Here is an 18,630-nt window from a genome sequence, read left to right as displayed (position 1 = left end):
ATTATGACAAAGAAGAGCTCTTTTTTACTACTAATATTTTTCACTTTTTCTATAACTAACTTATTTTCTCAAGATTTTTGGAACAAAGTAGCAAAGAAAGAATCTTCCTATCAAAAGAGTAAAGTTTTAAACAGAAAAAACGCACCTAAAAAGTACACGATTACTTCTTTAAAATTAAATGCTTTTAAAGATCACTTAACCAGTTTACAATCAAAAAGTGATCAAAAAATAATTACGTTACCTAATTCTGAAGGAAAACTTAAAAAGTACATCATAAAAGAAACTTCTTATTTAGCACCTAAATTAGCGGCTAAGTTTCCTATGATTAAATCCTATTCTGCCCAAGGAATTGACGATCCTACTTCAATAGCAAAAATAAGTATTGGAGTAAATGGCTTCCATGCATTGATATCTTCAGGAAAAGAAAAAACGATATATATTGATCCTTACACAAAAGACAAACAACAGTATATTATTTATAAAAAAGAAGATTTAATTGCTGATGAAAATGATTTTACGTGTAAGGTAGAAGATGCAGCCAAAAAAATAATTACACCTTCAACTCAAAGAAGAAATGCGAATGATGGTAAACTAAGAACTTTTAGAATTGCAATTGCTTGTACAGGTGAGTATTCTCAATTTCATTTAAACAGACAAGGAATTGCCAATTCGGCAACAGAAGCTGAAAAAAAAGCAGCAATTTTATCAGCAATGAATACCACAATGGCTCGTGTAAACGAAGTTTATGAAAGAGATTTAGCGGTTAAAATGGTAATTATTAACGATAATGACAAACTAATATTTTTAGATGCCGATACAGATGGTTTAACCAATGATGACTCTAATCGTTTAATTGACGAAAGTCAACAAAAGTGTGACGCCATTATTGGCGATGCAAATTACGATATTGGACATACTTTTAGCACCGGTGGTGGTGGTTTAGCTAGTGTACGATCGGTTTGTGTTACAGGAGACAAAGCTAGTGGTATAACTGGTAGAGGTCAACCTATCGATGATCCTTATGATATTGATTATGTAGCCCATGAAATTGGACATCAATTTGGTGCTACACACACTCAAAACAACGACTGTAATAGAACAAATTCAACTGCTGTAGAACCAGGAAGTGGATCTACAATAATGGGATATGCTGGTATTTGCTCACCCAATGTACAAGGTAATAGTGACGATCATTTTCATGCAGTTAGTATTGCTCAAATGTGGTCGCATATACAAGGAGCTGGTAACTGTGCCGCTTTATCTAATACCAACAACACTGCTCCTACTGCAAATGCGGGTAGTGATTATAGCATTCCTAAATCAACACCTTTTGTTTTAAAAGGTAGCGCTACAGATGCTGAAGGACTTGCTAGTTTAACCTACAATTGGGAACAAATAGACAACGAAACGGCTGTAATGCCACCTGTTGCAACAAGCACCAGTGGACCAACTTTTAGAGCCTTACGTTCAAGTACTTCTCCAAATAGATATTTACCTACTTTAACAAACGTAGTTAATGGAAGTTCTGATGAGTGGACAGTGTTACCTTCTGTTGCTAGAGAATTAAATTTTTCACTTACTGTAAGAGATAATCATTCTAGCGGAGGTAACTCAGCTAGAGACGATGTTAAAATTAACGTTACCGATGCTGAAGCTTTTATTGTTACCGCACCTAGCACAAACGTTACTTGGCCAATAGGATCTACACAAACAATTACTTGGAATAAAGGAAGTACGGATCAAGCCCCAATTAACTGTACCAAGGTTAATATTAAACTTTCTACTGATGGCGGAGTAACTTTTCCTGTTTTCTTAAAACAAAACATCGAAAATGATGGTTCTGAAGATATTATAATTCCAAATAACTCAACAACACAAGCTCGTATCATTGTAGAAGCTGCTGATAATATTTTTTATAATGTTAATGCCACTAATTTTACAATTAACTCTACTGCCCCTACTTTTTTAGTAGCTAATAAAACTACTGAACAAACTGTTTGTAACACAGGAAGTAATTCTGCTAGTTACACTTTAAGTTTTGATTTTATTAATGGATTTAACGAAACCGTAAACCTATCTGCTACCGGTTTACCAAACGGAGCTACCGCTACTTTTAATCCAACCTCAATCAATTCAAATGGCGACGTTGTTATGACTATTGATAATTTAAACGGAGTTAACCAACAAGATTACACAATTGCAATTGAAAGTTCATCGGCAACAGTTACTAGAAATACAAATGCTTCTTTAAAGGTTATTGGAACTAATTTTTCTAACATATCTTTAACAGCACCTACAAACACAGCTACAGGCATTAGTATTAATCCAATGTTTGAATGGGTTGAAGATCAAAACACAACTTCTTATAATATTGTTATTGCTACTGATGTAAATTTTAATGATATTATTGTTAACGAAAACACAACAACCAATTCTTATACGCTTTCAAATCCTTTATCAGGAATTACCAAATATTTTTGGTATGTAAAACCTAAAAACGATTGTGGAGAAGGAAGTAATTCTGCTGTTTTTGAGTTTACAACAGAAACACCATCATATTGCGCCTCTACATTTACAGATGACGCAGGCGGTAAAGACCATATAACAAACGTTACTTTTAACTCAATAAACAATAACTCTGGCAACGATGCTTCAGATGGTTACGAAGATTTTACAACCATAAAAACCAATATTAAAAGAACAGAAGAACATCAAATAAGTGTTACTTTTAATACTGATGGCTACCAAGATCACTGTTATGTTTTTATTGATTGGAATCAAGATTATCAATTTGATAAATCTACAGAAAGATATGACTTAGGTAACAAAACTGCTGATGTTGCTACCGCTACATTAAATATAAAAGTACCTGATGATGCTGTTTTAGGAGAAACCAGAATGCGAGTTATTATTGAATATTATGATGCTTCTTCTCCTAACGGCGATGGGGCTTGTGATACGGATCATAAAAGTGAATGGGGAGAAACAGAAGACTATACTGTTGTGATTGAAGAAGAACCTCAACCAGATTTTACTTTAACAAACACATCAGAAAATTTATCAATTTGTAACCAAGCTATTAATGAGCATGTTTTTACTTTTGATTATAATGCCTTATTAGGTTTTAGTGAAAATGTTACTTTTTCAGTTACAGGAACTCCTGCAAATACAACAAGTACATTTAATCCAACTTCAGTAAATTCAAGTGGAGAAATAAGCTTTACGCTTTCAAATTTAAACAACGCTAATATTGGAGATTATACTATGGTAATTACCGCTACAGCTGCTTCGGTAACAAAATCAATCAATATTCCTTTTAATATTAACGACAATATTTGTAATTCATCAGGAAATACAAGTTCACAAATTAGCACAACACTTGTTAGTTTTGGAAACATCAATAATACATCAACAAAAACTACTGGTTATGCTGATTATAAATCAATAACTACCGAAGTTGTTAAAGGAGATGTTTACCAGTTAACAACAAATGCTAATTCAGACGGAAATAATACTGCTAGAACTTTTGCATGGATAGATTGGAATCAAAATTGTTTGTTTGATGATAACGAAAAATACGATTTAGGTAAAATTACCAATGCAACTGGAGCTACGAGTAAAAGTGGATTAGACATTACAATTCCGGCTAACGCTTTAACAGGAACTACAACTTTAAGAGTTAGCACAAAATTAGAAAGTGATGGAGATCCGAACTCTTGTGAACTTGACTTTAATGGTGAGGTTGAAGATTATACGATTACAATTACACCCGACTTTGCCATAAATAACACAACCGGAGGTGGATCTGTTTGTAACAAAGTTGTTAACGAATTTAGTTATTTAATTGATTACGCTACTTTTAACGATTTTAATGAAAATGTAACTTTAACGGCAACAGATTTACCTAATAATGCTACCGCAACATTTTCTTCGTCAACAGTTAATGCTAATGAAAATATAACCTTAACAATTACAAATCTTAACAATGTTACTGTAGGTGATTACACCGTTAAATTAACAGCAACCTCCACAACTATTACAAAATCTATTGATCTTGTTTTAAGTGTTAGTGATAATCTTTGTAAATCGTCTGGTAATACAACATCGCAAATAAGTATTACCAATGTTAATTTTGGTGAAATTGATAATAACTCAACCAAAACTAACGGATATTCTGATTTTAAATCAATAAATACAGGAGTTGTTAGAGGAGAAACTTACGATTTAAATCTTGCTGTTAATACAGACGGAAACAGCACTGTAAAAACGTATGCTTGGATTGACTGGAATCAAGATTGCTTGTTTAATGACACTAACGAAGTGTATGATTTAACATCAAACACAAGCGCCATAACAATACCCGAAGATGCTTTGTTAGGTGCAACAACTTTGCGTATTGCTACAAAACTAGCTCAATTCCCTAACTCTTGCGAACTTAATTTTAATGGTGAAGTTGAAGATTACACCATTAATATTGAAGAAAGTTTTGCTACTTATAAAACCTTATTTAAAGATATCGTTTTAAGTCCTGTTCCTTTATCTTCAAACGAAAAACTAACCGTTAGTTTTAAAGTTAAAGTTAAAGACTTAACGATTATTCGGTTATTTGACATGAATGGGCATTTATTAGAAACACAAGAATTTTCTACAATTTCTAGTCAATTTAACAAAAAAATACAGTTTAAAACTATGAGTAGCGGTACTTATTTACTTCAAATTGAAAATGACGGAGCTACTAAAACGAAGAAAATTATTATTAAATAAACTTCAACAATACCATAAAATAAAAAAAGCGAGCCTTATAAAGCTCGCTTTTTTTTATTACAAAACCAGAATAAATTACAAGTTATATTTTACTGTAAACATTGCTATTCGTGGCTGAATTACATAAGATGAATTACTTACATAAATATCATTACTACTATTTTGATTTAATCCTGTAGAGTTTAATAAATTAGTTGCACTTAATTTATATTCCCATTTACTATCTTTCTTCTGATACGTTAAATCTGCTCTTAAAAAACCATATTCATCAATTGTTTCTCCTCCATTAACTACTTTGTTATAAGTATATCGAGATGTAAAGATAAATTCTTTTAAAAACATCGCATCAAAATTAAAATACGGACTATGCGTCGCAAATTTATTAATCGCCCCACCAATGTCTGACTTATTAATTGACACATTATAACCTACATCAAAATTAGGCATGTCTCTAAAATTTGTACTTAATTTAGAATTATACGATTGCGAAAATGTTTTTGTTAATCGATTTGAAGTTACATTTGTTTGACGATTTGTAATTAAACTATTCGATTTAGATTGCGATACATTACCACCTAAACGAACCTTAAATTTTCTAAAACTTTTCTGAAAGTTAGCTCTTGCCGAAAGTGTTTCGTCTGCAAAAGCAGAATTAACTGAAGTTCGCACACTATTTACATCAATAAATTCGGTATTACTTTTTATTACATCTGCACGTTTACTATAATTTATAGAACCAAAAACATTGGTATAGTTAAACATATTAAAACTAAAATAGTTTAAACTTACATTGTGATATAATGAGTTTTCTAACTCTCTATTACCAGAATATAAACTGTTATAGTTGTTAAAAACATATCCTTCTGCCAACTGATTTACATCTGTAAAACTTGTTTGCATCGAATAATTTAAGCGAATATTTTCTGATTTTTTTAAACTAATTTTTATCGAAGCATCTGGCAATAATTTGGTAAAGCTATTTTTAACTTCCGATCCTAATTGTGTGTTTTTAGACACATAATTATGCAATGTAAAACCTTGATTGAAAGTAAAAATTCCTGTAATAAATTTATAATGTAAACCTGCGTAAATATCGCTAAATGTAAAATCTACATCATTTTTACTCGCAATTTGGTTAATTGTTGTTTTATTTCCACTTAAAATTTCAAAAATATCAGAATTAAATTGCTGATTACTTTGCGTTGTTGCCAAAGTTACATTTAAGTTACTTTTAGGATTTATCACAAAAAAGTAATCTAACTTCGCATCTAACTTATTTGTTTTAATTCTTTTATTTTGACCAATATTAAACGGATTTGCAGTTGCATCTGCCCCAATAATATTCGCAAATGATAACTTTTCTAGCGCTGCATTATAAAACGGATCTTCGTCTTGCCATAAATGTTGTCCTTCAAAAGAAAAAATATTTCGTTCGTTTAATGTATAATAATAATTTAGGTTTTGATTGATTGAAAATGGACTTTGTTCTGATATTTGATTAATAGGTACCAACTCGTCGTTTGCATTTAAATACGTTCTTGACGAAAGTGTATTTTGCAACTGTTTTTGTTTAGAAATTTTAGCAAAAATGTCATAATCAAACTGATTATCGCTATTTGGTTTATAGCTCGAACTTATTTTAAACAATCCTAAATCACTTGTTTGATTCGTGGTATTTTGAGTATTTTCTGTATCAATATATTTTACAGAAGCTGGATTCGTAGCATCAAAAGCTGGTAAATTATTTTTATCAACACCTGCGTTTGAATAAATTCGACTTGTAGCTTCTTCCATATCTGTTTCGTTACCAGAATAGATTGCAAAACCACTAAGATCCCATGTTTTTTTAGGGGAATAACTAAAATTTAACGCTCCAAATTTAGAAGCTATTGCTTTTGCTCTATTATTTTTTAAGGTTAAAAAACTAATATCGCTAGAACCTACATCAAAATTAGTTCCGTTGTTTGCGCCAAAAGACCTAAAACCACCAGTAAATTTAAAATAATCTCTCATGGTAAAAGGCACTTCACCAATATCATTTACGTCGGTTATAATATTTACACTGTATTTTGGGCTGTAATAAAATAACTTCGGATGTGCTAAGTACTTGCTATCTTCCATCGCTACACTTACTCCTGCAGAAACCTCTCCAAACCAAAAATTCTTTTTACCTTCTTTTAATTTTATATTAATAACAACATTGTCTTCATTGTCAGTAACACTACTCATTTGACTAACTTCACTATGGTTTTTTAAAACCTCAATCTTATCAATCGCATCAGCAGGAATATTTTTGGTTGCAATTTTAGAATCGCCATCAAAAAAATCTTTTCCTTCAACCATTATTTTTTTAACAGTTTTCCCTTCAACTTCTATTTCTCCATCATCATTTACCTCAACACCTGGTAGCTTATCAAGTACATCGCCTAATTTTTTTTCGGTTCCGTTTTTAAAACTATCTGCATTATAAACAATCGTATCACCCTTTACAGTTACAGGCATTTTGTAAGTAATATTTACTTCATCTAAATTATCATCGCCTTTTAAACTAATATCTTTAACAAGGTTTTCATCAGTTGTTTTTACGGTAACATCAATCGTTTTAAAACCGATATAACTCACTTTAATGCTATAAGCTGAATTTTTAGCAAGGTTTAACTTATAGTTTCCGTTTGCATCAGTAAAACCATAAGATTCTAATTTTTTAGTTGCCGTATTTATTGCAATTGCATTTGCCATTTCTAACGGATTACCAATACTATCTTTTACAACTCCTCTAAGCGTAATTTGAGCATTAGTTACCCATGCAGCCAAAAACAAGGCTACAAATAATATTTTTTTCATGTGTTTGATTTTTTTTTGTTTTTTATTAGAATCTTCCGCGGCCACCACCTCTTCTACCGCCTCTAAAACGCTCTCTCATTTCTTCCATTTTCTTTTTCATCATTTCGGCATATTCTTTTCTCGTAACTTGCTTCCCTTTTTCTGGCTTTTTAATTTCTATTTTTTCTGATGGATTCATGGTGATTTCTGAACATAAAATAGTCGTTCTACCTTCGTTAATTTCTAAAATTAAACCAGGTAATCCCCAATAATTTCCAGGACCATTACTTACCGGAATTTGTGGCGTGTACCAAGCCGTTACAATTGTTTCTTTTGGTAATTCTTTTTTAACTTTTGTCGTATCTTTTTTAGATTCGTTTCCTCTTCGCCCCCTCATACTTCTCCAGTTAAAATCGTTGTTTTTCTTCACTAAAGTTGCTTTAAAACAAGTATAGTTACCTATTTGTTTGGTTTCACTCCCTAGCTCCCAATTTGGTTTTTCAGCCGCTTCAGTAATTAAAAACTTTTTACCAAAAAACTCTGTCGATTCTAACAACGCACCTTCTTTTACATTTTTATATTTTGTACCGCCACCAGTAAAACCTCCAAAACGAGAACCTCTACCTCCACCTGCTGTAGGTGCTGCTAGTTTTGCTTGCTCTTTATAAACAGATTCTTCTCTGGTAAAACTTAAAACAAATGTTTTTTCTAACATACTTTTCATACGTTGCATAATTTGTTTTTTTCGTTCTTCAGACATTTGTCTACCTCCAAAATCAGTACTCATGGTAGTTTTTGATTGATAAACGGCTTTTCCTTGAAAGTTGGCCTGCGAAAAAGACGCAACAGACATACATAAAAAGAAGATGATTGTAAGATTTTTCATTTTTTTTGAGATATAGTTTTAAACTCTTAATTCATATTAAGTGTTAGACTATGCAAAAGCATAAAGGTTTAATCTTACCTAAAAATTATCCTTGTATTTCTATACTAAACGAACTACCATCTTTACTTTTTCGCTTATTTTTAAAACGCTCCATCATTTCTTTAGAATGTTTATCCATAATTTCATCAAACTTTTTCTGTGACACTTTTTTTCCTTTTGATGGCTCTTTAATTTTTATTTTTTCAGATGGATTTAATACAATTTCGGTACATACAATAGTTCTTTTACCATCTTGAATTTCTAAAATTAAACCAGGTAATCCCCAAAATTTACCAGGACCATTACTAACTGGTATTTGCGGTGTGTACCAAGCTGTAGTTTCAACTGTTACCGTTTTTTTATTTTCTTCCTTCTCGCCATCTGTCATCGAAAAAGAAGTACGTGTTTCTTCACGTGTTTTTGTTGCTTTATAACAAGTATAGTTCCCAATTTTTTTAGTTTCGCTGGTCATTTCCCAATCAAAATCTTCTAACTTATCATTTATTAAAAAACGTTTTCCGCTGATTTCTGTTTTATCAATAAAACTTTTTTCATTAATGTTTTTATACAAAACATCAGTTCCTCCACCACTTCCCATAATTTGAATCGTTACTCCATTTTGAGCTTGTGGAGAAGACAATTCCTCATTTTGTTTATATGTTGATGTTGATTTATCAAAATCTAAAGTATATGTTTTCTGAAATTGTTTCATCAACTGCGCTTTTAACTGCTTTTGCATTTCAGAATTTACTCCAGATTTTTTCTCGTCCATCTTAAAATCAAATTTCTGATGTGTTTTATACGTTGCTTTTCCTTGAAAGCTTTGTGCAAACATGGTTACACTTAAAAATAATACGATTATAGTTATTGCTTTTCTCATTTTTATATTTTTTGTAATAGTTTAATTACTTTTTTTGTGATTTTTATAGTTCCGTCTATGTCTTCAAGTTTACCTTCTACTTGAAAGCTGTGTTTAAATTTAGAAGTGTCATTTTTTGTGGCGTTTTTTACTTTAAAGCCTAGAACAATAATTTCGTTTTTATTTGTATTTTCATCGAATATCCCTTTAATATCATTCCAGTTTATTTCATTTAACTCCTCTACAGCGCCAACTGTATAAACTAATGATGTAATATTACTTTCGGTAAATTTAGCTGAAGTAACATCTTCTTGAGCTAAAATAAGGTTAGCCGTGAGTAAAAATAAAATTATAATTATGTTTTTCATATTGTTGTTTTTTGATGTTACAAATATCAAGTTCTAATTGTTCGTTTATAGTTAACGAGTGTTAACGAGTGTTAACCGACACTTTAATATTCAGTTTTACCTGTATCTTTGACCTATGAATGCTAAAAAATACACACGGATTTTATATTTTATAATGCTAACTATTGTTGCCACAATTAGCATTCAATTTTATTGGAATTATAAAAACTACGAGCAAAATAAACAACGAATAATTAACGAAATTCAGCAAAGTTTAAATGATGCTGTAAATAGTTATTTTACTGATTTATCTAAAGATAAGTTTTATGCTGTTGTTAAAGGAAAAGATTCAGATTCTAACACCGATAGAAATGTTTTTAAAAGTATTTTTTCGGGATTAAATAAAAAGAAAGATACAGTAAAAAAAGATATTAAGACTAAAGACTCTATTGATTTTAAAATAAATAGCATCAGTTTTAGTAGTAATAACTCATCTGAATTAAAAAGTATTGATTCGGTTTTTATTAATAGTATGAGAATTAAAGAAGACTTCGATACAAATAAGTCATTGATTACCATTCGTAAAGATTTTCATGAATCAGATAAAAACAGTGAAAAACATAAAACAACTGTTTTTACAGGAAAAAAAGCTACAGACAGTTTAAAAGTATTGAAAAATTTAGAAACTATTTTTATCTCTATTCAGTCAGATACTATTGATATTAAAAAACTAGATTCGTTAGTTTATAATAGACTAAAAGGCAAAAACATACAGTCTGATTTTAATTTAGAGCATTTTAAATCAGATACCCTTTTTAATAAAGTGAAAAATAAAAAATTAAACAATTTTATTCTAGAAACCGATGCTCAAACTTCATTTTTAAAAGACAATGAAAAAATAAAACTACAATATTCAAATCCAACTTACGAAGCTTTAAAAAGAAGTTCTACCGGAATTTTACTATCACTTTTACTATTGTTATCTGTTATTTTTAGCTTATTTTATTTATTAAAAATCATCAATCAACAAAAAGAATTAGCCGAAATAAAAAATGATTTAATCAGCAATATTACACACGAATTTAAAACACCAATCACCACAATTTCTACAGCAATAGAAGCTATTTATAACTTTAATATGATTGATGATAAAGAAAAAACAAAAAAGTATCTTTCAATATCATCAGGTCAATTAAAAAAACTACATCAAATGGTCGAAAAATTACTGGAAACTGCCACTTTAGATAGCGAACAACTTTTATTAAAAAAAGAAACAATTGATATTACTGATTTGATTGATAAAATCGTAAACAAACACCAACTTACTGGTACTAATAAGTCTATTGTATTTTCAACCAACAAGCCTGAAATAATTTACAATATTGATGTTTTTCATTTCGAAAATGCCATTTCTAACTTAATAGACAATGCTATAAAATATGGTGGAAACACTATTGAAATTAACATAAACTCCTTTTTAAACACCATTGAAATTAGTATTGCTGATAACGGAAAAGGCATAGAAAAACATCAACAAGAAAAAATATTTGATAAGTTTTATAGAGTTCCAAAAGGAAACACACACGATGTAAAAGGCTTTGGAATTGGGCTGTATTACACAAAAACAATCATTGAAAAACACGAAGGAACCATTACTTTAAACTCTGCACCTAAAAGAACTATTTTTAAAATAAATTTACCTAATGACTAAGAAAATTAAAATCGTATTAGCCGAAGACGAACCTAGTTTAGGGCAAATTGTAAAAGAAAGTTTAGAAACAAGAAACTTTGAGGTTTTTCATGCTGAAAACGGAGAGATTGCAGCTAAACTATACGAAAAAGAACAACCAGATATTTTAGTGTTAGATGTAATGATGCCTAAAAAAGATGGATTTACTTTAGCGAAAGAAATTAGACAAAAAGATGCACAAACTCCTATTATATTTTTAACTGCAAAATCGCAAACCAAAGATGTTTTAGACGGTTTTGAACATGGAGGTAACGATTATTTAAAAAAACCTTTTTCGATGGAAGAATTAATTGTTCGAATTCATTCGTTGTTAAATAGAGTGGAAATAAAAAAAGAAGTAAAACAAATAAATATTGGCGATTTTATTTTTAATCATCAAAAACAAACACTTCAATATCAAAATAAAACAGAGTTACTTACACATCGTGAGTCTGAATTACTATTTCATCTTTTTCAACAAAAAAACGAAATATTAGACAGGTCATTTATTCTTAAAAAACTTTGGGGAAACGACGATTTTTTTAACGCACGTAGTATGGATGTTTTTATTTCTAAATTACGAAAGAAATTAAAAAAAGACGAAGCCATTCAAATTATTAACATTAGAGGTTACGGTTATAAATTGATGTGCTAAAATCTTTTCAACTCCTATTTTTTATGTAATTTTACCATCTTGAAATTCTAAAAACTATGCATGTAGCTATTGCCGGAAATATTGGCGCAGGAAAAACCACGTTAACTAAACTATTAGCAAAACATTATAATTGGGAACCTCATTACGAATCTGTTGATGAAAATCCATATTTAGATGATTTTTACGGCGAAATGGAACGTTGGTCTTTTAATTTGCAAGTTTTCTTTTTAAACAGTCGTTTCCGTCAGGTTTTAGAATTGCGAAAATCGGGTAAAAAAATAATTCAAGATCGAACTATTTACGAAGATGCTCATATTTTTGCACCAAACTTACACGCAATGGGTTTAATGACCAATCGTGACTACAGCAATTATTCTTCGTTATTTGAGTTGATGGAAAACTTAGTTACACCGCCCGATTTATTAATTTATTTACGTGCAGATATTTCAACCTTAGTTGGCCAAATTCACAAACGCGGTAGAGAATACGAAAACTCTATTAGTATTGATTATTTAAGTAGATTAAATGAACGTTACGAAGCTTGGATTAGCCAATACACTAAAGGAAATTTATTAATTATTGATGTTGATAATTTAGATTTTGTTAAAAATCAAGAAGATTTAGGATCTATTATTGATAAAATTGATGCACAAATAAACGGATTATTCTAAACCTCTTTTAAACTCGCTTAATAAAATTGCGGTTGCAGTAGCAACATTTAAACTTTCGGTTTCTTGCGTTTTTCCAAACCTAGGAATCGTTAAATTGTGGTTTATAATTGCTGATATTTCTTTTGAAATTCCATTTGCCTCATTCCCCATAATTAAAACAGCTTTTTCTGGTAAAGCTGTTTTATAAACATTGCTTCCATCCATATCTGCAGTGTAAACAGGTAATTGTGTTTTTTGTAAAAAGTCTGGCAAATTTACATACGAAATATTTACTCTAGTTAAAGATCCCATAGTTGATTGTACAACTTTTTGATTGTAGCAATCTACCGTATTTTTAGAGCAAACCAGCTCTGTAACACCAAACCAATCACATAAACGAATAATGGTTCCTAAATTACCCGGATCATTTATTTCATCTAAAGCAACTATAAAATCGTTTTCATTTATTTCTTTTTCATCAGGAATTTCAAACAATCCTAAAACTTTATTCGGATTTTTTAATGTGCTAATTTTTTGCAATTCTTTTTCTGATATAACTGTTACGGTTACATTTTCGGTAACTTTAAACGCTTGGTCACTCGTAAAAATATGCGACGTTTTTACAGACGATTTTAATAATTCATTTACAACTTTTATTCCTTCAGCAACAAATAATTTATGCTTTTGTCTATACTTTTTTTGCTGTAAACTTGTTATTAATTTCAGGTTGTTTTTAGATAAACTCATTAAATCTTTTTTAACACATTATAACCACTAAAAAATAGTATTTTTGATATTTAAATACGAGGCGTAAAGTTAATGAAAAAACTTGCTATCTTCTTTTTATTAGTAGTCTTATTCAGTTCGTGTAACACGATTAAATATGTAAAAGAAAACGAGTTGTTACTTACCAAAAACATTGTATATGTTGATAGTGTAAAAAACTCAAACCAAAACATTACTGAACTACTTATGCAACGACCTAACGCAAAAGCATTAGGTGTACCTTTGTCTTTACATTTTTACAATTTAGGTAACCCAAAAGGTTCTAAAACACCTACACAATGGGGAAAAAGGAATCCGAATACATATTCTTTTTTTAAAAATAATTTTTCTGAAAAACAAAGTATTTCTATCGCTAAAATGTTTATCGGTTTTAATCGTTGGTTTTTAAATAGTGGCGAAGCGCCTATTGTTATAAATGATTATAAAACGAAAAAAACAATAACGAATCTAAACACCTATTTTTTAACAGAAGGGTATTTTCGCTCTAAGGTAACTTCTAAAAAAGATACTATTGACCATAAAAAAGGCACCATATCTTATCATGTTACCAAAGGAAAACCTTCTTTTTTAGATTCAATTCAAACAAAAATAAGCTCACCCGTTTTAGATGCTTTATATAAAGAATCAAAACACAACAGTTTTCTTAAATCTGGCGAGCAATACAAAGACGCAAATTTTATAAAAGAAGCAAATCGTTTAGTTAAGTTATTTAGAAACAAAGGCGTGTATCATTTTAACGAAAACTACATCTCTTTTGACAACGATACCCTTAAAGATTATCAAAAAACATCTGTTGACATTAATATTTCTGATAGAATTATTCCTTTTAAAATTCAAAAAATCAAAAAAATAAATGTGTACACCGATTACACATATAATAAAAGAGACTCTATTCATAAAGATTCTGTTTTGCATAAAGGAGTTAATTTTTACGCACATAATAAATTAAAATACAATCCTAAGTATTTATCGCAATCATTATTTATAAAACCTAACGATGTATATAATGACATTGCCAGAAATTTAACTAGAACACATTTAAGAGGTTTAAAAAATTTTAAATCTACCTCTATTAGATATAACGAATTAAACGATCATGAATTAGAAGCAAACGTATTTTTAACACCTATTGAAAAATATACTTTAGGTTTAGAAACTGAATTATCGCGTTCAAACATTCGTGAATTTGACGTTTCTTTAAAATTTTCTTTAACCAATAGAAATGCTTTTAAAGGTGCTGAAATTTTTAAACTTTCAACTTTCGGTTCGTATTTTAACTCTAATAACGGATTTGGTTGGGAAATTGGTACAGATCTTTCTTTAGAAGTGCCTCGTTTTATGATTCCCTTTGGATTAAGTAAACTTGTTCCTAAAAGAATGTTTCCTAAAACAAAGTTTTTTGTTGGAGGCGGAGTTCAAAAAAACATTGGTTTAGATAATCAAAACTTTACTTTTGGCTTAGATTATAAATGGAGTTACAGCAAAAACAAATCAATTCAGATAGAATTATTTAACACACAATATATAAGAAATTTTAATGTTGATAATTACTTTAACATATACTCATCTGAATATGCTAAATTAAAAGAGGTAGCTACTGCTAACCCTACATATATATTGCCAGACAACAAACCTAGTAATTCTTCTAGCATTTTACAATTTATCCAAAATGTAAGACAAGATGCTTTTTTTTCCACCACAAATCCTATAGAATATCAAAATAACCTTAACATTTATAATCGTTATAATATAATAACTTCTGATTTTCTAATCCCTGAAATTGCCTATAGTTTTATTTACAACAATCAAGAAAGTCCTAAAGACCCAACTTTTTCTTTTTTTAAAATTAGAGTTGCTAATTCAGGAAATATTATGGGACTTTTATCTGATCAAACAAACAACAGAAGTCAAAAAACCGTTTTTAAAATACCTGTAGCTCAATATTTTAAAACAGATATTGAATATAAAAAATATTGGAACTTAGGAAACAATACTGTTTTAGCTCATAGAACTTTTTTAGGAGCCATTATGACTTATGATAACTCAAGCATTCCTTTTTCTCGTAGTTATTTTGCAGGAGGATCAAATGACATAAGAGCCTGGAGAACATACGACTTAGGTCCTGGAACCAGACAACCTGGATTAGAATACAATATTGGAAGTTTAAAATTTTTAAGCAGTTTCGAATATCGTTTTAACGTAATTGGTTCTTTAAAAGGTGCCTTATTTGCTGATGCTGGAAACATTTGGGACATTACTAATTCAAGTTTTATTGATGACAAAGCAAAATTTGACAGCGTAAAATCGATAACCGATATAGCCTTAGGAGCTGGTTTTGGAATTAGATATGATTTTAAATTTTTAATAGCTCGATTAGATTTAGGTTTTAAAATTCACGAACCATATTTAAGTAATAATGACAGGTGGTTGCAAAACTTTAACCTCTCTAGCTCAGTACTAAATATAGGTATTAATTATCCCTTTTAACTAAAACGTTATCGGTAAAAATTATCGTTACTTTACTAAAAAAAGTGTAAGTTTGTTGTTCAATAACAACGATAAACTAAAATTTTTTAAGGATGATAAAAGCTGGAGTTGCTACAGGAAAAGAGGTTCAGGAAATATTTCAATTAGCAAAAGATAAAAAATTTGCATTACCTGCCGTAAATGTTGTAGGATCTAATACAATAAACGCTGTTTTAGAAACTGCAAAAGAATTAAATTCGCCCGTAATTATTCAATTTTCTAATGGTGGAGCACAATTTAATGCTGGTAAAGGCTTATCTAACGAAAATGAAAAAGCAGCAATTGCAGGTGCAGTTGCAGGTGCAAAACATATTCATTTATTAGCCGAAGCTTATGGTGTACCAGTGATTTTACATACAGATCATGCTGCTAAAAAATTATTACCTTGGATTGACGGATTATTAGACGCAAGTGAACAACATTATAAAGAAACCGGGAAATCTCTTTATAGTTCTCATATGATAGACTTATCAGAAGAACCTATTGAAGAAAATATTGAAATTTGTAAAACTTATTTAGCTCGTATGAGTAAAATAGGGATGACACTAGAAATCGAGTTAGGAATTACTGGAGGTGAAGAAGATGGTGTTGACAATTCTGATGTTGATGTTTCTAAATTATATACACAACCTGAAGAAGTTGCTTTTGCATACGAAGAATTAATGAAAGTTAGCGATCAATTTACTATTGCTGCTGCTTTTGGTAACGTTCACGGGGTGTACAAACCAGGAAACGTAAAATTAACTCCATCTATTTTAAAAGATTCACAAGAATATATTTCAAAAAAGTACAATGTACCTCATAATACAATTGATTTTGTTTTTCACGGAGGATCAGGTTCTACTTTAGAAGAAATTAGAGAATCTATTGGTTACGGAGTTATTAAAATGAATATTGATACTGACTTACAATATGCTTTTACTGAAGGTATTCGTGATTATATGATAACTAAAAAAGAATATGTATCAAGTCAAATTGGTAATCCAGATGGAGCAGATCAACCTAATAAAAAATATTACGATCCTCGTAAATGGTTACGTGAAGGGGAACAAACTTTTAAAAATCGCCTTAAAAAAGCTTTTGAAGATTTAAATAACGTAAACACTTTATAGGTTTTAACTACTTAAAACAAAGCACTTAGAATATTCTAGGTGCTTTTTTTTATTCTAAAAACTAAAGTTCATAAAAATAATTTACATTTGTAGCCTACTCTTCCTCACATCAAAAGAGTTAAATACTAACAAACAACAAAATATAAACTAAACTATGGCTTGGTTTAAACGTACAGATAAAGGGATTCAAACCCCAACAGAAGAAAAAAAAGATACACCTAAAGGCTTATGGTATAAAACACCTAGCGGAAAGGTTATCGACACCGAAGAATTAAAAAAGAACTTATACGTAAGTCCTGAAGACGGATATCATGTTCGTATTGGTAGTCATGAATATTTTGATATATTCTTTGATGACAATGATTTTAAAGAATTAAACTCAAATCTTACTGCCAAAGACCCTTTAAAGTTTGAGGATACTAAAAAGTACCCAGACCGTTTAAAAGCTGCGCAGAAAAAAACAGGCTTAAAAGATGCTGTTCGTACAGCAGTAGGAAAATCAAACGGAAAAGATATCGTTATTGCTTCTATGGATTTTGCTTTTATCGGTGGATCGATGGGAAGTGTAGTAGGTGAAAAAATAGCAAGAGCTATTGATTATTCTATCAAAAATGAACTTCCTTTTTTAATGATTTCAAAATCAGGAGGAGCTCGTATGATGGAAGCCTCTTTATCGTTAATGCAATTGGTAAAAACGTCTGCTAAATTAGCGCAATTAGCGGAAGCTAAAATTCCGTACATTTCATTATGTACCGATCCTACTACAGGAGGAACAACAGCTTCTTTTGCCATGTTAGGAGACATTAATATTGCAGAACCAAATGCTTTAATCGCTTTTGCAGGACCTCGTGTAGTAAAAGATACTACTGGTAAAGAATTACCAGAAGGTTTCCAACGATCTGAATTTGTTTTAGAGCATGGTTTCTTAGACGGAATTTACGAGCGTAAAAACTTAAAAAAACAAGTAAACTTATATATTGATTTAATTCAAAATCAACCTATAAGAGCCTAATAAAAAAGCTAGCGTTTGCTAGCTTTTTTATTGCATCATATTTATATCAATTTAAAAAATAGTTGTACATTTGCTGCTTCAATGTAAAAGCATTGTGTACATTAAAATCATTTAAACAATATTGGTATGTATTTAACTAAAGAAGTAAAAGAAAACATCTTCACAAAACACGGTAAAGGAGCAAACGATACTGGTTCTGCAGAAGGTCAAATTGCATTATTTACGCACAGAATTAACCACTTAACTGAGCACTTAAAGCAAAATCGTAAAGATTTTAACACAGAGCGTTCATTAGTAAAAATGGTTGGTAAGCGTAGAAGTTTGTTAGATTACTTAAAGAAAAAAGAAATCAACAGATATCGTGCGATTATTAAAGAATTAGGAATTAGAAAATAATTTCTTTCAAAAAGAGGCTCTATAAACGTGCCTCTTTTTTTATTTT

At 30.1% G+C, this 18,630-nt stretch carries 13 protein-coding genes; 8 read left to right on the top strand and 5 right to left on the bottom strand.

The window, feature by feature from the left end; translation table 11 throughout:
* Window positions 1–3: 3 nt before the first annotated feature.
* The gene (locus tag ACN5J5_RS07830; protein WP_418644374.1) at window positions 4–4,764 is read left to right on the top strand and encodes a GEVED domain-containing protein; all 4,761 of its coding nucleotides are present in this window, start codon (window positions 4–6) and stop codon (window positions 4,762–4,764) included.
* Between the two features lie 75 nt (window positions 4,765–4,839).
* Here the strand turns inward: ACN5J5_RS07830 and ACN5J5_RS07825 are convergent, their stop codons facing one another.
* From ACN5J5_RS07825 to ACN5J5_RS07810, 4 genes are all read right to left on the bottom strand, one after another.
* A complete protein-coding gene (locus ACN5J5_RS07825) occupies window positions 4,840–7,608 on the bottom strand; it encodes a carboxypeptidase-like regulatory domain-containing protein (protein ID WP_418644373.1) in 2,769 nt (922 codons plus the stop codon).
* Window positions 7,609–7,633: 25 nt separating this feature from the next.
* Complete coding sequence (locus ACN5J5_RS07820; RefSeq protein ID WP_418644372.1) at window positions 7,634–8,473, bottom strand: GLPGLI family protein; 840 nt, start codon at window positions 8,471–8,473, stop codon at window positions 7,634–7,636.
* A gap of 85 nt (window positions 8,474–8,558) precedes the next feature.
* Window positions 8,559–9,392: a GLPGLI family protein gene (locus tag ACN5J5_RS07815; protein ID WP_418644371.1), complete on the bottom strand. Its 834-nt coding sequence runs from the start codon at window positions 9,390–9,392 to the stop codon at window positions 8,559–8,561.
* A 2-nt stretch (window positions 9,393–9,394) separates the two neighbouring features.
* The gene (locus ACN5J5_RS07810; protein WP_418644370.1) at window positions 9,395–9,739 is read right to left on the bottom strand and encodes a hypothetical protein; all 345 of its coding nucleotides are present in this window, start codon (window positions 9,737–9,739) and stop codon (window positions 9,395–9,397) included.
* 115 nt (window positions 9,740–9,854) lie between these two features.
* Here ACN5J5_RS07810 and ACN5J5_RS07805 point away from each other — a divergent pair, with 115 nt between their 5' ends.
* The 3 genes from ACN5J5_RS07805 to ACN5J5_RS07795 are packed head-to-tail and all read left to right on the top strand — an operon-like array spanning window position 9,855 to window position 12,773.
* The gene (locus ACN5J5_RS07805) at window positions 9,855–11,429 is read left to right on the top strand and encodes a sensor histidine kinase (RefSeq protein WP_418644369.1); all 1,575 of its coding nucleotides are present in this window, start codon (window positions 9,855–9,857) and stop codon (window positions 11,427–11,429) included.
* A complete protein-coding gene (locus ACN5J5_RS07800) occupies window positions 11,422–12,102 on the top strand; it encodes a response regulator transcription factor (protein ID WP_418644368.1) in 681 nt (226 codons plus the stop codon). The genes ACN5J5_RS07805 and ACN5J5_RS07800 overlap by 8 nt, the downstream gene beginning before the upstream one ends.
* Before the next feature lie 56 nt (window positions 12,103–12,158).
* Window positions 12,159–12,773: a deoxynucleoside kinase gene (locus ACN5J5_RS07795; protein ID WP_418644367.1), complete on the top strand. Its 615-nt coding sequence runs from the start codon at window positions 12,159–12,161 to the stop codon at window positions 12,771–12,773.
* Here ACN5J5_RS07795 and ACN5J5_RS07790 read toward each other — a convergent pair.
* Complete coding sequence (locus tag ACN5J5_RS07790; RefSeq protein WP_418644366.1) at window positions 12,765–13,499, bottom strand: TrmH family RNA methyltransferase; 735 nt, start codon at window positions 13,497–13,499, stop codon at window positions 12,765–12,767. The two genes, ACN5J5_RS07795 and ACN5J5_RS07790, sit on opposite strands and share 9 nt — an antisense overlap.
* A 72-nt stretch (window positions 13,500–13,571) precedes the next feature.
* Between ACN5J5_RS07790 and ACN5J5_RS07785 the strand changes: the two genes are divergently transcribed.
* From ACN5J5_RS07785 to rpsO, 4 genes are all read left to right on the top strand, one after another.
* The gene (locus ACN5J5_RS07785) at window positions 13,572–16,025 is read left to right on the top strand and encodes a BamA/TamA family outer membrane protein (RefSeq protein ID WP_418644365.1); all 2,454 of its coding nucleotides are present in this window, start codon (window positions 13,572–13,574) and stop codon (window positions 16,023–16,025) included.
* A 92-nt stretch (window positions 16,026–16,117) separates the two neighbouring features.
* Window positions 16,118–17,176 (top strand): class II fructose-bisphosphate aldolase, encoded by a 1,059-nt coding sequence (gene fbaA / locus ACN5J5_RS07780; protein ID WP_418644364.1) that lies wholly within the window; start codon window positions 16,118–16,120, stop codon window positions 17,174–17,176.
* Window positions 17,177–17,330: 154 nt separating this feature from the next.
* Window positions 17,331–18,188, top strand: a complete 858-nt coding sequence (accD, locus tag ACN5J5_RS07775) for an acetyl-CoA carboxylase, carboxyltransferase subunit beta (protein WP_418644363.1) — start codon at window positions 17,331–17,333, stop codon at window positions 18,186–18,188.
* Between the two features lie 126 nt (window positions 18,189–18,314).
* Window positions 18,315–18,584: a 30S ribosomal protein S15 gene (gene rpsO / locus ACN5J5_RS07770; RefSeq protein WP_418644362.1), complete on the top strand. Its 270-nt coding sequence runs from the start codon at window positions 18,315–18,317 to the stop codon at window positions 18,582–18,584.
* The last annotated feature ends 46 nt before the right edge of the window (window positions 18,585–18,630 follow it).

Origin of the sequence: Tenacibaculum insulae (assembly GCF_964512435.1) — a bacterium.
GTDB lineage: Bacteria > Bacteroidota > Bacteroidia > Flavobacteriales > Flavobacteriaceae > Polaribacter > Polaribacter insulae_A.
Note: the sequence above shows the minus strand (reverse complement) of the source record. Positions and strands in the feature narration are given on the sequence as shown.